Genomic DNA, 15321 nt, shown 5'->3' on the forward strand with positions numbered 1-15321 from the left:
TATTCCGATGGATTTTAATTGAAAACGTTCGTGTTTTACAATCAACGTACTGATTATATCAGACAATTTTCCTGCATGCTAGTCATTATTTTAATAAATGGAAAGGCACTGTCATAATAACGACATTTTTGTTAAATAACAGCGTAGCACGAATTAATAAACTCGATTGATTATGTAACATATGATGCCACCCTTTTTTTGGTATAAACTGTGGAATGACAACTGTTACTCGATGTCCTGTTTTCGCGCATTGATGTTCAACCTTATCAATAAATTTCATCAATGGCTGTGTAATACTTCGATATGGTGAATAGTATGTTACAAGCCGTACATCCGGCTGCCAAGCTTGCCATTTCTCTTCAAAAGCTTTTGCGTCAGCTTGATCGAAGGCCACATAAAAGGCGATAATTTTGTCTACCTTTAATGCCTGCGCATAATGCACTGTGTTTTCCACTACTTTCGTAATACCAGCGACAGGGACAATGAAAACATTCCCCTCAATAGTCGCTAGCTCCTCATTATTTAATCTTAACTGCTCACCCACTGCCTGATAATGGTGTTTAATTCGGTGAAACATCAAAATAATCATTGGTAAAAAGATAAATACTGGCCATACTTGAGGTAATTTCGTCACAAAAAACATCATAGCGACAACAAAGGAAATAATCGCTCCAATCGTATTGATTGCAAATTTTGCAACCCAACCTTTTGGCTTTTCACGCCACCATTTTCGCATCATTCCAGCCTGCGCTAACGTAAACGGAATAAAAACGCCAACTGCATAAAGTGGAATTAAATGCTCTGTTGCCCCATCAAATAAAATGATTAAGACAATGGCAGCTAAACCAAGCATCAAGATTCCATTTGAATATCCGAGACGATCCCCACGACTTTGGAATATTCTTGGAATAAAACGGTCCTTCGATAAATTGACTGCTAGTAAAGGGAAGGCTGAATAACCTGTATTTGCAGCGAGTACTAAAATCATCGCTGTTGTTCCTTGTACTATATAATAAAAGAAATTACGACCTACACTTGCCTCCGCAATTTGTGAAACAACTGTTTCTTTTGCATTTGGAGCAACTCCATAAAAATAAGCTAAACTTACAATACCGATAAATAGCACTGCTAAAATACCACCCATTGCAAGTAACGTTTTAGACGCATTTTTTGGTCCTGGATCTCTAAAATTAGGAATAGCATTTGAAATGGCTTCAACACCTGTCAAAGCTGAGCTTCCTGATGCAAATGCCTTTAATAATATAAAAAGACTAATTCCTGCAACTGGTGTACCAACTTTTGGATGCAACTCTGCTGGAACTTGCCCTGTTACTACGTTATAAATCCCTACTCCAATTAATATCAGCATGACTAACACAAACAAATATACTGGGTACGCTAAAATGGATGCAGATTCTGTGATACCACGTAAGTTTAAAAGCGTTAAACATATAACAAAAAATACAGCAATTAGCACGTTATAGGGATGTAGACTTGGAAATGCCGAAGTAATCGCATCTGTCCCAGCTGAAACACTTACCGCAACTGTTAAAATGTAATCGACAAGCAATGAACCACCAGCGACGAGACCGGCATTGACGCCTAAATTTTCCCGAGAAACTACGTATGCACCACCACCATGTGGATACGCATAAATAACTTGACGATACGAAAAAATAAGTGCTGTTAATAACACAACTACCCCAGCGGCAATTGGTAGTGAATACCAAAACGCAACAGTACTTACTGTCATAAGCACAATTAAAATTTGCTCAGGCCCGTACGCCACTGATGACAAAGCATCGGACGATAGTATGGCAAGAGCCTTTGTTTTACTAAGCTTTTGTTCCCCTAACGCATCGGATCTCAATGGTTTTCCGATAACATAACGTTTTAAGGAGGATTTCATATACAACACCTTCTAATTTCATGGGATGTGTTTCGCATTTCTAAATCGATTACACCTTAGCATAATCGGTTTCTGTGTTATCCACTGGGGCTTAATTCCATTTTTAATGAGGATAAAAAAACGTCTACAAGTCATCACTAAATACGACTTGTAGACGCTCATTCGTCTGCCAAGCTCCAACTTTTCTGCTCTTAACGCTTACGAGGTTAGCTGTCGGATTCGGGCCTGAGTAGCCCTACCCTTCCATAAATGAAGAGATTCACCCCAAGGATTATTGTTTAGCAATCCGTAAAAATTGGGTCCCCCGCGTTTAGTTGCTTCAGCGATTTAGAAATTTGAAACTTTTATAATGATGTCATATTACGCTCGTATTAAAAAAAAGTAAAGAAGAAAATTTTTTATTGTTATAAGTGAAAAGCACAAATTTTCTCGCGGGTAGTGTGTAATTACCCGCCGAACTAAAAAGCTATCTTAAAAGTATTTTTCCACTTTTAAGATAGCTTATGCACATTATCCTCAACATCTTATTCAAAGACTTTAATTTCACCTGTAGAGGAATACACATCTACTTCGTATTCATCTATCTGTTTGTGATTTCGATTTCGTAAATTCCATTATCAAGCTTAATTTTAGTCACTGTACCTTTTTCCTTTGAAAGAGATCTTTTCTATAAGAAAAAACGTTGCAAATGTGCTCGAGTACAGATTCTTTGTTAATACTGCATATTCAAACGTGCATACTTTAACTACATAAATATTGAGCTACAAAAATTAGACAAATATCTTCACATTTTTTCGCTAAAGCTATAAAATAGTACTATATATTTTCCTCCAGGAAACTTTATTTCGCTTGCGATACTCTTTGAAATGAGGGAACAACATGGTTTACAAACGAATGACAAAACCGTCCGCTGAGGCGGTTTTAAATGGAGAAATAAATGGTTGGCGACGAATCTTACCGTTTCTCGGCCCAGCATTCATCGCAGCAGTTGCCTATATTGATCCAGGCAACTTCGCAACCAATATTACAGCAGGTTCACAATATGGATATTTACTGCTTTGGGTAATCGCCTTTTCTAATTTAATGGCGGTGTTAATTCAATCTTTGTCAGCAAAGCTTGGTATTGCGACAGGTAAAAATTTACCCGAAGTAGCACGTGAACATTATTCTAAAAAAACTTCTATTTTTTTATGGATACAGGCTGAATTGGTCATTATTGCAACAGACCTAGCAGAATTTATTGGAGCTGCACTAGGGCTGTACTTATTATTCAATATTCCAATGTTACCTGCAGCGCTTATTACAGCAGTCGGCTCATTTGCTATTTTAGAATTACAGCGCAGAGGCTTTAGAGCGTTTGAAGCGGGTATTTCTGGCATGGTGCTTATTGTCGTATTAGCATTTGCATTCCAAACATTTTTAGCACAGCCAAATTGGGGCGAAGTAACAATAGGCATGTTTACACCACGCTTTGATGGAGTAGATTCTATTTTACTGGCAACAGGTATTTTAGGGGCAACTGTCATGCCACACGCTATTTACTTGCACTCTTCATTAACACAAAGTCGTGTCGTTGGCCGCAATGATGCTGAAAAAAAACGTATTTTCCGTTTTGAGTTTATTGATATCATCATCGCGATGATTATCGCCGGTGCCATCAATATGAGTATGCTTGTTATTGCAGCAGCAGTATTCCATACACAAGGCGTAGTAGTGGAAGATTTAGATATCGCTTATACCGGTTTAAAAGAGGCGCTTGGTCCGATGGCGGCAGTGTCCTTTGGTCTTGGACTTCTCATTGCAGGTCTTGCTAGCTCTTCAGTTGGTACACTTGCAGGTGACGTTGTGATGCAAGGCTTTATAAGAAAGAAAATTCCGCTCTATTTACGTCGAGCTATTACAATGTTACCTCCTCTGATTATCATTGCATCTGGAGTTAATGCGACTTATGCGCTTGTCCTAAGTCAGGTTATTTTATCTTTTGGTATTGCATTTGCTCTTGTTCCGCTTGTTATGTTTACAAGTAAGCGTGATATTATGGGAAGCCTTGTTAACCATCGTATTACAACCATATTAGGATGGATTGTCGTGGTAATTGTAGTTGCTTTAAATCTTTATTTATTATGGCAAACAGTATTTGGTTAACAAAAATGCCAGACACAAAGACCTTCATTTGGTTTTGTGTCTGGCATTTCTACATATTAGGGGCTTTTTCCGATACGTTTTAACAAATGTTATCCCCTACTTTTGTGATGGGCTATTTTTTTGTCCTCAAATATCTATCTTCTCTATGTTTCGGAACGATAAATAGGCCACGCTTATACCAATCATAGCTAAAGTGATTGGTATGAAAATAATATCGTACAAGGTGAAGTTACCCGTATTTGATGATACGGCCCCTACAATTAAAATAGATGATATAATTGTTGCCGGAATGGAGTATTTTCTCATCCCGAAATACAATGGTATTAATGCGATACATGATGCTGCAACTGCATTCATGATCACAACGGGAATTCGTTGTATGATGAAAGAGCTCGTTAATGTATCTGAAACCAACTGGAAATTCTCACTAACAATACAAAAAATCGCTGTTACAAAAGCAGTTGAGATAATAATTGCACTAAAGGTGAAAAGAACAACAATAGCTAGCTTTGAAGCAATTAGTTTTTTCCTATTGATTGGGTACATAAATGCTACAGTGATCGTTTTATATTTGAATTCACCAATAATAAGCTTGGCGATTAATGCACTAGCAAAAATAATAAACACTGCTCTTACAGCTGAATCAATAATACTTAATGCTGCCTGGTAATTATCAAATCCTGGATCCCCTTCTATTTTAGTAATAAATAAAAGCATAAACATAATACCTAATATCACAAAATTTGCAAAAACAGCTTTTTTTATATATGAACCAATATGATATTTTTTCATTTCCAGACGCATTAAATTAAGCACTAGCTACACCTCCATTGATTAACTTCAAGAAATAATCCTCTAATGAGCTTGTTTTTTTGCTAATGCCCTCAATTTCAATATCATGCTCAATCAATGTTTTAGATAGTACCTTTTGTGAGGCTGTCGATTCATAAATTCGAATACAGTTGTCATCTATTAGTTTGAAATTAGTAATATTTAATTTACTTTCTATAATAAAGGCAGCCTTTTTCCCATCATTGACAATCACTTCAATATAATCTGCCTGACTACGATTGACAGTGTCCATTGATACTTCCTTAATTAATCTTCCATCTTTAATAACCCCAACTGTATCTGCTAATTGTTCAATTTCACCCAAAATATGACTAGAGATAATAATCGTAATTCCATACTCATTACAAAGCATTTTGAATAGTTCTCGAAGCTCTTTAATGCCAACTGGATCTAGTCCATTGATTGGCTCGTCTAAAATAAGTAATTCCGGCTTAGTAATAATTGCACGTGCAATACCCAACCGTTGTTTCATCCCAAGAGAAAAGTCTTTTACACGTTTCTTCTCCGTGTTTGTTAGTTTCACTAGATCTAGGACATGGGCAATTTCTTTCTTGTCATAATAGCCCATATATTCACAATGTAATTCTAACGTTTCCAGTGCTGTTAAATCTTCATAAAAAATCGGGTATTCAATAATCGTTCCCATTCTTTTCAGCACTTCGTATGAGTGGTCATTTAATTTCTCACCAAAGATTTCAATATCTCCACTTGTTGGCTTCGTAAGGTTAGTCAGCATTTTCATGACTGTCGTTTTCCCGGCACCATTAGGACCTAAAAACCCGTATATCTCTCCCTTTTTCACATGCATAGTCACAGCAGAAACGACTTCTTTTCCCTCAAACACTTTCGTAAGCTGATTTGTTTTCACAATATATGTCATGTAGATCTCTCCCTTAAATTTAGCTATCTTTATTATAAAAAATGAAACTCTCTAATTTATTACTTGATTCTTACAAATTTCTTAAGCACAGAAGAAAAGCTTGTAAAGCACTTAAAATGCTCTACAAGCATGACTGCTCAGTATGTCATTCGTTTTAAAGAAACTGTAAAAATAGTCTTCTCATATGGGATACTGGAAAGCTGGATGGAGCCCTCCATTAATTCTACAAGACGTTTTGTAATGGTTAAGCCAAGGCCACTCCCTTGGAAGGATTTATTTCTGGAATCCTCAAGTGTATACATTCTTTCAAAAACATTGTCAATATGATATTCGTCAATCCCCTTACCACGATCCCAGACATCAATAAAAATATTCGTATCATCATTTCGCACTGTGAGTCCAATGATGTTTCCTGCCGCCCCATAGGCAATAGCATTGGACAGTAAATTATTCAGAACCCTATCTAACGCTTCTTCATTGCCAAGTGCATACACGGATATCTCTGGTATTGCTATATCGATTTCTAGTCCCATAGACGTGACCATATCGTAAAATGATAAAATATTTTTGCGGCAAATTTCACTTACATTAATTTTTGTCATTGGATAATCTGTATCCCCAGCCTCCAATTTTGCCAGATCAAAAAATGTATGTATTATTTTTAATACTTCCAATGTTTTCGAATGAACGCCAGTGAGTAACCGTTGCCGCTCCTCATCACTAAGTGTCTGATTAAGCTGTAGCATTTCCGTATAACCTAGTACAACTGTTAAAGGAGTCTTAAGATCATGCGAAATATTGGCCAGCATCTTTTTCATGGAACTTTCCATTTTGCGATGTGTCGCCAGTACTTTTTGATTGTGGCCTAGCAACGCATTCATCGCAATCAGTAGCTGCTGTAATTCTTGATTTGTTGTCGATACTAAAACCTTCTCACTTGATTGTTCATCAATAATGGCTTGCAGTTTTTGATGCATATATTGAATAGTAGCCTCTTGTTGTTTTTTTACTCTCACCTGAAAAATAATAATGCCTACGAGTAACACAATAATTAGTAATAGAAATATAATCATCTGTTTATCCTTCAAATTTATAGCCGATTCCCCAAAGTGTTTTAATATACCTAGGATTGGATGGATCGTCTTCAATTTTTTCGCGCAATCTTCTTATATGTACATTAATAATATTTTCATCTCCATAGTAAGCATCATTCCAAATCAATTGATAAATTTGCTGCTTTGTAAAAACTCGATTACGATTTGTCACGAATAATTTTAAAATGCCAAACTCCTTTGATGTAAGCTTTACTTGTTGTCCATTCTTCTCAGCTGAAAAATTAACAAGGTCTATCGATAAATTGTCTATCTCTACTATATCTTTCTTCTCCTCTGCTTGACTGGAGTATTTTGTAGCTCTTCTAATCGCTGCTTTGACACGTGCCGAAAATTCCAGCATCGAAAATGGCTTGGCAATATAATCATCTGCCCCTAATCCTAGCCCTAACGCTTTATCAACATCACTATCCTTGGCTGACATGATGATAATTGGAAGTGATGCTTGCTCTCGTATGATCTTTAAAACTTCTAATCCATTAAGTTTCGGTATCATAATATCCAAGATCACTAAATCAAAGGGATTGTTTAAACAATTTTGTAATGCTTCTTCTCCATTTACTGCAGAGGTGACAAGGAATCCTTCCATCGTTAAATAGTTTTCCACCATTTCACGAATGGCTTCGTCATCTTCTACTAGTAAAATATGCTTTTGCACTTTCATGCACCTCTTCCTAACATAAAGTGTCTATATATACCTTATCATTACTATAATTATCACTACACTGAGGGGTTGATTTTCGTTTCGGCTGTGCGCTTTGTTGTTGTTGCTGTCGCTTCGCTTTCGCACAGATAAAACAATTGCTGACGCTTCGCTTTCGCACAGAGCAAAGCTTCCTGGGGGCGTTCAGCCGGAACGAAGGTCAACTTATATACACGATATACGTTTACAAATGTCATCCTTAAAATTTGGTGATGATTCATTTTTATAATAGTTTACCATATTAAGGTTATACACAAAAAATGGAGGATGATTGGAGAGACTAAAGTCCTTTTATATATTTTCCAGTAATTTTATCTGAAGATCCTCAAATATAAAATTTGTAACACCAAGGAGTAATTGGTGTATTACTATTAATAACTCAAAATTAATTTAGAAAGGGCCGAAAATCTAGAAGAAATTACGGTTTTTTTTCTATTATATTTTGTATTATCGGGTTGTTATTGTTTTATGCTAGTTCATTAAATGAGAATGGTATCTTCAGGATTTATTTTTATTTAGGTGCTCTACTCTGGATAATGAGTATTTATTTTGGGATATCCGGAATTAGATCAAAATAAACAGTATTTCTAAATATTTAGGATTACTCATCATTTTGCTTATTCTTGTCATCTACGGATCGATGATTGCTATTATGGGGATACGAGGTTTTGAAGCTTAAAGATTAATCGTTCACTTGTAGTATTTTGATTGTACGTCTGGGGTACAAATTTATTATTAAACTAAAAAAACTGCCCTGCAAGTCATTTTCCATGACTCACAGGACAGTTTTATTTTTTATTGTTCTACTTTTAAATCACATTGCTCCAATGGAAGCATTTTTGTTTTATGTTTGATTTTATAGCCAAGCCATAACAATAAGAACAGTGGAATACCGATATATGAGACAAGGGCTCCGTACCAATCTACTGTACCACCCATAAAGGCAGTGTAGTTTTGTCCAATAACAACAATCATACAAACTGTAAAGGCAAATAGCGGGCCGAATGGGAATAGCCTTGCTTTATACGGTAATAATTTCGGATCTAAGCCTTGTGCATCGAATGCTCGACGGAAACGGTAATGGCTAAATGCAATTCCTAACCAGGCAATGAAGCCAGACATCCCAGAGGCATTTAGCAACCACATATAGACCACACCATCACCAAAGAATGAAGCTAAAAATGCTAGGCAACCTACAGCTAAAGTCGCTAATAATGCGTAAATCGGAATACCTCGACGGCTTAGTTTAGTGAAAATTTTCGGTGCATGTCCATCTACCGCTAATTGCCAAAGCATACGTGACGATGCGTACAGCCCTGAATTCCCTGCTGACAGCATTGCCGTTAGAATGATAGCATTCATCAATGATGCAGCAAAGGCAATTCCTAAACGGTCGAACACCAGTGTAAATGGTGAAACAGCGATATCTTCAGATAGCAAACGTGAGTCTGTAAATGGAATCAGCAGCCCAATTGCACCGATCGCTAAAATATAAAATAAAAGAATTCGCCAGAAAACCGACTTCACAGCTTTCGGAATATTTTTACCAGGATCATCTGTTTCACCTGCTGTTATTCCAAGTAACTCTGTCCCTTGGAACGAGAATCCCGCAGCTAAGAAAATACCAAATGTAGCAAGGAATCCACCGTGGAATGGTCCATCACTGATAAAGAAATTCGTAAAGCCTACTGGAGCATGTCCTCCTAGAATACCAAATATCATTAAGAAACTGATGATAATAAAAACAATCACAGTTACAACCTTTATCATGGCAAACCAATATTCACTTTCACCATAGCTTTTTACCGATAATAGATTGAACGTTAAAACGACAGCAATAAATAATACAGTCCAAAGTGCAGATGAGCTATCTGGGAACCAATATTTCATAATTAATGAGACAGCAGAAATTTCCGCCGCTATGGTAATTGCCCAGTTGTACCAGTAGTTCCAACCAAGCGCAAAGCCTAAAGCTGGGTCTACAAATTTTGTAGCATACGTACTAAATGAGCCCGATGATGGCATATAGGCTGCCATTTCGCCTAAGCTCGTCATTAAAAAATACACCATGACACCGATTAATGCATAGGCGAGTAGTGCACCGCCAGGGCCTGCTTGCGCAATGGCACCGCCACTAGCTAAAAACAATCCTGTACCGATAGTACCGCCTAATGAAATCATTGTAATATGACGGCTTTTTAATTCTTTTTTCAGCTTCGGTGCTTTATGACCGAGCTGATTGACTTTTATTTCACTCACGATATAGCTTCCTTCCTTTTTTAAGAGGCGAAAAAAATGCCATCACATGAACGTTGCTGTGATGGCTAAGTAAACCCTCTGTTCCTTCAAAATGATAGCTCAACACGTTGTTCAAACGTGACAGTTCTGTTCCTTTCGGAGACAGCCCCAGCATGAGGTTTTCAAGTCCCCTCACACTTCGGCAGTATTTCCTTTCAACTAACATCTCTAATGCTTGTCATTTCCATTAGCATACTCTTAAATACCGCGACCTCTACCTCAATACAAACATGAGGCATATATATTAAATTTATGATGGATATTAGTTTAACATACGACCTATGACATTTCAATAGCCTGATTAATGTTCTGTATTTTGCGAATTTTCCATCATTTTATTGTTGTGATAAAGTAGTATAATGATTCAATTATAATTGTTCTAACAAGGGGGATTTATTTGACTACTCATGAACATACCGATACTTATCCTAGCAGAAAAATTAGCTGGAAAGGTACAACCTTATTACTAGTTATCGGAGTAATTTGTATTGCCTCGACATTACGGATGCCGCTAACAGTTGTTGGGCCTATTATATCCTTTATCCGTGAAGATCTCGGCATATCCAATGTACTAGCGGGCTTTCTAACAACGATCCCATTGCTAGCATTTGCAATCATTTCACCATTCGTACCTATTGTCGCACGTAAATTTGGGCTAGAATTGACATTATTTTCATCAACTATTCTTTTAGCGTTAGGGATTGTCCTACGCTCCCTCGGCACAACTAGTGTGCTCGTATTTGGTACTGTGCTAATTGGTATAGCCATTTCATTCGGTAACGTACTAATTCCCGGATTACTTAAATTGAAGTTTCCTTATCACATAGGTTTACTTATGGCATTTTTCACAATGTCGATGAATTTGACAGCTGGACTTGGTGCTGGTATTAGTTATCCTATTGCTAATTCATCATTTGGCTGGCAAGGGGCTTTAGCCATCGCACTTGTTCTTGTGGTGTTAACCATTTTAATTTGGATTCCACAGCTGAAATTTAATAAGCCTGAACCGGCTGTTGAGACTACGAAAGAACGTACACCATTATGGAAATCACCTGTTACTTGGGCAGTAACGGGGGCTATGGGATTACAGTCATTATTATTCTATACAACCGCCGCTTGGATTCCTGAAATATATACAGCTCAAGGATTAGCCGCAGATCGTGCAGGCTGGATGTTTTCCATCATGCAATTTTCACAAGTCCCAATGGCTTTAGCTGTGCCTATTATCGCTAGTAAAATGACATCTCAACGACCTCTCGTATTAATGTTTACGGTATTTTACTTAGTTGGCTTTATCGGACTAGTAATGGAATGGACAAGCCTCGCTGTACTGTGGATGGTGCTTCTAGGCTTAGCAGGGGGAGCTTCGTTCTCATTAGCGATGATGTTCTTTACACTACGTACCCGTACAGCTTTTGAGGCAGCTGATTTATCAGGATTTGCACAATCATTAGGATATTTATTAGCAGCAATCGGTCCAATCTTATTTGGTTATTTGCATGATTTATTTGGTGGCTGGAACATCGCCGGCTGGCTCTTTGTTGTCGTAGTATTAATACTCTCCTTATGTTCTTTTAGGGCTTCTAAAAATGAATATGTGAACTAAAGAAGGCGGCTCATAATCTTATTCCAGCGGATGCGCTGAAATAAGTTAAAGTGAGCTGCCTTTCTCTACTAATAAGGGGGTTTCTGATAAAAATAGTTCGGAGTATTGTAAACATTAACATAAGGTTTATGGTAAATATGAGTCGTAGCCGGTGAAAGAGGTGGAATCAACCACGTCCAATTTCCTGTAACCTCACGTGCCGCTGCTGCTTCTGTTTCTTCAAACAACTTAAATTGCTGTGCAGCTGTATGATGATCTACGATGCTGACACCGTCTTCTTTAAAGGAATGCAGAACTGCAATATTCAGCTCAACTAATGCACGATCACGCCATAGAGAAGCCTGTTTCGTTGTATCAAGGTTAAAAATTTCTGCTATAGCGGGCAGCATATGATAACGCTCATGATCTGCTAAATTACGTGCCCCAATTTCTGTACCCATATACCATCCATTAAATGGGGCTGCTTCAAAATCGATACCTGCCATTTGGAATCGCATACTCGAAATTATCGGCACTGCATACCATTTTAATCCCAACTGCTCGACTTGAGTAGATTCCGGATGACGAATCGGTACCTCGAGTACATATTCATCAGGGATAGTAAACATTTGTGGTTCCCTTCCATCTACCTGTACAACGAGCGGAAGCACATCAAATGCTGTTCTCTTACCTTGCCAACCAAGTGACTCACATACTTTTGTAAACTCAACAGAATGCGGATCACCAACGATTCCAGATTCCGTTTCATAGCCAGCATAACGGATTAGCTGATGATTCCATACACGCACTCGCCCTCGTGCAAAAATCGTTATTGTTGGACGAATTTTCCCATTATTTGTTGCATATTGAATATGTTCAAGCAATGCGTTGAAAATATCTTCTTCTTTTGAAATATCTCGGGCATCAACAACATGCAGCGATTGCCAAAACAATCGACCAATACACTTATTACTATTGCGCCATGCTACTCGTGCACCAAAGATTAATTCTTCCGTTGTCGGTATATATTCGCCTGCTGTTTTAATTTGCTGTAATTTATTTTCTAGCCATGTTTTAGACTCATTTTGTTCTACTTGATAAAGTTCTAAAAACCGCTGTACTTCATGTAAATTCATATCGAATTCCTCCATCTATCCTCATATTAGAGGAATGGAACTATAATCACCACGAAAAAATCTGCTAGAAAACATACATATTTTATATATGAAATACTTTGTTCAATATTTCATATCATTCTTCTATTTTTGTAAAACTTAAATTATTTATGGATTAGGGTTCCTATTTTGAGAAGACATTATAACAATTAGGGGAAATTACAGAGGAAAAAACTATTGAGTATAGATTTGCTATTATAACGTTTATTTATGCCCAAGTAGTTGGGATTCCCACCCCTAAAGGGACAAGCTGACTAATGTCAGTGGGATTCCTGAGTAACTAAGCGTTCGCAGTCCATTTCTGTTTTGAACAGCTCTCAAGATTGGGGTATCCCATTACCCCTCCCTATCCAGTGCAAATAGCAGATAGGGCTACGCTACTGTTACCATAGCGTATAGTTGGTTTCGTTCGATGTGTCTTAGCGTCTTTTTTCTTGACGACACATATTGTTTTACCGATAGTATGAATTTGGCTATCGAACTTTATACAATATCCAATTTTCAATGAACGAGTGTGTTCTATATACTTTTACTTGTGAAGTATAACACCCTGTCAGACAATTAAGGTAGCAAAAGTCTACCTCTTGTCTGACCTCACTTTCATCCGGAGCTACACCCTGCATGGGCTTTCTCGTTCGGAAAATCTGTAATACCCGAAACGCCTTCAGTCATATTTGCAATTTTGTTTATCATTGTTACTACCTTCATAGTATTTAGGAGCAGACGTTATTAAGTGGGCAATAGAAATAGAGTTCCTTAACGCATGGTGATCTTTGTTTGTCAGTATAGTTGGCATACAAAAAAAAAAAAAGCATGTTGCACGAATGTGCAACATGCTTGATGACCCGTACGGGATTCGAACCCGTGTTACCGCCGTGAAAGGGCGGTGTCTTAACCACTTGACCAACGGGCCGTGGCTCCGAAGGCAGGACTCGAACCTGCGACAACCTGATTAACAGTCAGGTGCTACTACCAACTGAGCTACTTCGGAATAATGGTGGGCCTAAATGGACTCGAACCATCGACCTCACGCTTATCAGGCGTGCGCTCTAACCAGCTGAGCTATAGGCCCATTATTTTTTGGAGCGGGTGATGAGAATCGAACTCACGACATCAGCTTGGAAGGCTGAGGTTTTACCATTAAACTACACCCGCAGATGGTGGGTCAGGACGGAATCGAACCGCCGACACTTAGAGCTTCAATCTAATGCTCTACCAACTGAGCTACTGACCCGGAAAAATGGAGGAGGTAGAGGGATTCGAACCCCCGCGCGGTGTTACCCGCCTGTCGGTTTTCAAGACCGATCCCTTCAGCCAGACTTGGGTATACCTCCGGAAATTATATAAATGGTGGAGCCTAGCGGGATCGAACCGCTGACCTCCTGCGTGCAAGGCAGGCGCTCTCCCAGCTGAGCTAAGGCCCCAACAATCAGGAAAGATGGTCGGAATGACAGGATTCGAACCTACGACCCCTTGGTCCCAAACCAAGTGCTCTACCAAGCTGAGCTACATTCCGATACTATTAGGCATTTTTGGCGCGCCCGACAGGAGTCGAACCCATAACCTTCTGATCCGTAGTCAGACGCTCTATCCAATTGAGCTACGGGCGCATAATTTTTATAAAAACATGATGAGCCATGAAGGACTCGAACCTTCGACCCTCTGATTAAAAGTCAGATGCTCTACCAACTGAGCTAATGGCTCATATTAAGAAATGAATGGCTGGGGTACTAGGATTCGAACCTAGGCATGACGGAATCAAAATCCGTTGNTATTAAATGGGGCGACTGATGGGAATCGAACCCACGAATGCCGGAACCACAATCCGGTGCGTTAACCACTTCGCCACAATCGCCACTATATGTAATCACAGCAGTGTTTGATAACGAGTACCTCGAAACCTGGCAGGGGCAGTAGGAATCGAACCCACACCAAAGGTTTTGGAGACCTCTATTCTACCGTTGAACTATGCCCCTAAAATGGTGGAGGGGGACGGATTCGAACCGCCGAACCCTAAGGAGCGGATTTACAGTCCGCCGCGTTTAGCCTCTTCGCTACCCCTCCATGGGATGGTGCCGGCGATAGGAGTCGAACCCACGACCTACTGATTACAAGTCAGTTGCTCTACCAACTGAGCTACACCGGCAAAAATATGGCGGTCCCGACCGGGATCGAACCGGCGATCTCCTGCGTGACAGGCAGGCATGTTAACCGCTACACCACGGGACCATTTTGGTTGCGGGGGCCGGATTTGAACCAACGACCTTCGGGTTATGAGCCCGACGAGCTACCACTGCTCCACCCCGCGATAATAGAGTGATTTATTTTAAGAATGGTGGAGGATGACGGGCTCGAACCGCCGACCCCCTGCTTGTAAGGCAGGTGCTCTCCCAGCTGAGCTAATCCTCCACATGGGTAAATAAGCGAAGCGACGTCCTACTCTCACAGGGGGAAGCCCCCAACTACCATCGGCGCTAAAGAGCTTAACTTCCGTGTTCGGTATGGGAACGGGTGTGACCTCTTTGCCATCATCACTTCACTTATTCAGTTGAAAGAACTTATTCTCTCAAAACTGGATAAACGCTCATTGAATGTTTCAAACTTTTTTGGTTAAGTCCTCGATCGATTAGTATTCGTCAGCTCCATGTGTCACCACACTTCC

General features: G+C 39.1%; 9 protein-coding genes, 17 tRNA genes, 1 rRNA gene and 2 riboswitches. Of the genes, 2 read left to right on the top strand and 25 right to left on the bottom strand.

Annotation, left to right across the window (positions count from 1 at the left end; translation table 11 throughout):
• Positions 1-85 precede the first annotated feature (85 nt).
• A complete protein-coding gene (locus tag AMS59_RS18870) occupies positions 86-1909 on the bottom strand; it encodes an APC family permease (RefSeq protein ID WP_053485287.1) in 1824 nt (607 codons plus the stop codon).
• A 181-nt stretch (positions 1910-2090) separates the two neighbouring features.
• Positions 2091-2244, bottom strand: a riboswitch (cyclic di-AMP (ydaO/yuaA leader).
• A gap of 544 nt (positions 2245-2788) precedes the next feature.
• Between AMS59_RS18870 and AMS59_RS18875 the strand changes: the two genes are divergently transcribed.
• Positions 2789-4054 carry an Nramp family divalent metal transporter gene (locus AMS59_RS18875; protein WP_053485288.1) on the top strand — a complete coding sequence of 422 codons (1266 nt, stop codon included), beginning with the start codon at positions 2789-2791 and terminating at the stop codon, positions 4052-4054.
• Between the two features lie 126 nt (positions 4055-4180).
• On the opposite strand, the gene AMS59_RS18880 is transcribed toward AMS59_RS18875, so the two are convergent.
• The 5 genes from AMS59_RS18880 to AMS59_RS18900 form a co-directional block, all read right to left on the bottom strand.
• A complete protein-coding gene (locus AMS59_RS18880) occupies positions 4181-4870 on the bottom strand; it encodes an ABC transporter permease (protein ID WP_053485289.1) in 690 nt (229 codons plus the stop codon).
• Entirely contained in the window at positions 4863-5786 is a 924-nt protein-coding gene (locus tag AMS59_RS18885) for an ABC transporter ATP-binding protein (RefSeq protein WP_053485290.1), read from the bottom strand. The genes AMS59_RS18880 and AMS59_RS18885 overlap by 8 nt, the downstream gene beginning before the upstream one ends.
• 137 nt (positions 5787-5923) lie before the next feature.
• Positions 5924-6859 (bottom strand): sensor histidine kinase KdpD, encoded by a 936-nt coding sequence (locus tag AMS59_RS18890; protein WP_053485291.1) that lies wholly within the window; start codon positions 6857-6859, stop codon positions 5924-5926.
• A gap of 4 nt (positions 6860-6863) precedes the next feature.
• On the bottom strand, positions 6864-7556 hold the full coding sequence (locus tag AMS59_RS18895; RefSeq protein ID WP_082337579.1) for a response regulator transcription factor: 693 nt from the start codon (positions 7554-7556) through the stop codon (positions 6864-6866).
• 840 nt (positions 7557-8396) lie between these two features.
• The gene (locus tag AMS59_RS18900; protein ID WP_053485293.1) at positions 8397-9860 is read right to left on the bottom strand and encodes an amino acid permease; all 1464 of its coding nucleotides are present in this window, start codon (positions 9858-9860) and stop codon (positions 8397-8399) included.
• Between the two features lie 87 nt (positions 9861-9947).
• Positions 9948-10124: riboswitch (Lysine riboswitch) on the bottom strand.
• A gap of 172 nt (positions 10125-10296) precedes the next feature.
• Between AMS59_RS18900 and AMS59_RS18905 the strand changes: the two genes are divergently transcribed.
• The gene (locus AMS59_RS18905; protein ID WP_053485294.1) at positions 10297-11505 is read left to right on the top strand and encodes an MFS transporter; all 1209 of its coding nucleotides are present in this window, start codon (positions 10297-10299) and stop codon (positions 11503-11505) included.
• Positions 11506-11573: 68 nt separating this feature from the next.
• Here the strand turns inward: AMS59_RS18905 and AMS59_RS18910 are convergent, their stop codons facing one another.
• From AMS59_RS18910 to rrf, 19 genes are all read right to left on the bottom strand, one after another.
• Entirely contained in the window at positions 11574-12620 is a 1047-nt protein-coding gene (locus AMS59_RS18910; RefSeq protein WP_053485295.1) for a nitric oxide synthase oxygenase, read from the bottom strand.
• Positions 12621-13500: 880 nt separating this feature from the next.
• Positions 13501-13572 (bottom strand) — tRNA-Glu (locus tag AMS59_RS18915).
• A 1-nt stretch (position 13573) separates the two neighbouring features.
• Positions 13574-13650: transfer RNA gene (locus AMS59_RS18920), tRNA-Asn, on the bottom strand.
• Between the two features lie 4 nt (positions 13651-13654).
• A tRNA-Ile gene (locus AMS59_RS18925) sits at positions 13655-13731 on the bottom strand.
• A 9-nt stretch (positions 13732-13740) separates the two neighbouring features.
• A tRNA-Gly gene (locus AMS59_RS18930) sits at positions 13741-13814 on the bottom strand.
• 3 nt (positions 13815-13817) lie between these two features.
• Positions 13818-13893, bottom strand: a tRNA-Phe gene (locus AMS59_RS18935).
• 7 nt (positions 13894-13900) lie between these two features.
• Positions 13901-13993, bottom strand: a tRNA-Ser gene (locus AMS59_RS18940).
• 14 nt (positions 13994-14007) lie between these two features.
• Positions 14008-14083 (bottom strand) — tRNA-Ala (locus tag AMS59_RS18945).
• Positions 14084-14098: 15 nt separating this feature from the next.
• Positions 14099-14175: transfer RNA gene (locus AMS59_RS18950), tRNA-Pro, on the bottom strand.
• Positions 14176-14192: 17 nt separating this feature from the next.
• A tRNA-Arg gene (locus tag AMS59_RS18955) sits at positions 14193-14269 on the bottom strand.
• 21 nt (positions 14270-14290) lie between these two features.
• A tRNA-Lys gene (locus tag AMS59_RS18960) sits at positions 14291-14363 on the bottom strand.
• A 75-nt stretch (positions 14364-14438) separates the two neighbouring features.
• Positions 14439-14514 (bottom strand) — tRNA-His (locus AMS59_RS18965).
• Between the two features lie 47 nt (positions 14515-14561).
• Positions 14562-14635: transfer RNA gene (locus AMS59_RS18970), tRNA-Trp, on the bottom strand.
• A gap of 4 nt (positions 14636-14639) precedes the next feature.
• A tRNA-Tyr gene (locus AMS59_RS18975) sits at positions 14640-14723 on the bottom strand.
• Positions 14724-14729: 6 nt separating this feature from the next.
• Positions 14730-14805, bottom strand: a tRNA-Thr gene (locus AMS59_RS18980).
• 7 nt (positions 14806-14812) lie between these two features.
• Positions 14813-14888 (bottom strand) — tRNA-Asp (locus tag AMS59_RS18985).
• A gap of 4 nt (positions 14889-14892) precedes the next feature.
• Positions 14893-14967, bottom strand: a tRNA-Met gene (locus tag AMS59_RS18990).
• Between the two features lie 25 nt (positions 14968-14992).
• Positions 14993-15068 (bottom strand) — tRNA-Val (locus AMS59_RS18995).
• Positions 15069-15082: 14 nt separating this feature from the next.
• Positions 15083-15198, bottom strand: a 5S ribosomal RNA gene (rrf, locus tag AMS59_RS19000).
• Positions 15199-15321 lie beyond the last annotated feature (123 nt).

It is taken from the genome of Lysinibacillus sp. FJAT-14745 (assembly GCF_001275675.1).
Taxonomy (GTDB): Bacteria; Bacillota; Bacilli; order Bacillales_A; family Planococcaceae; genus Lysinibacillus.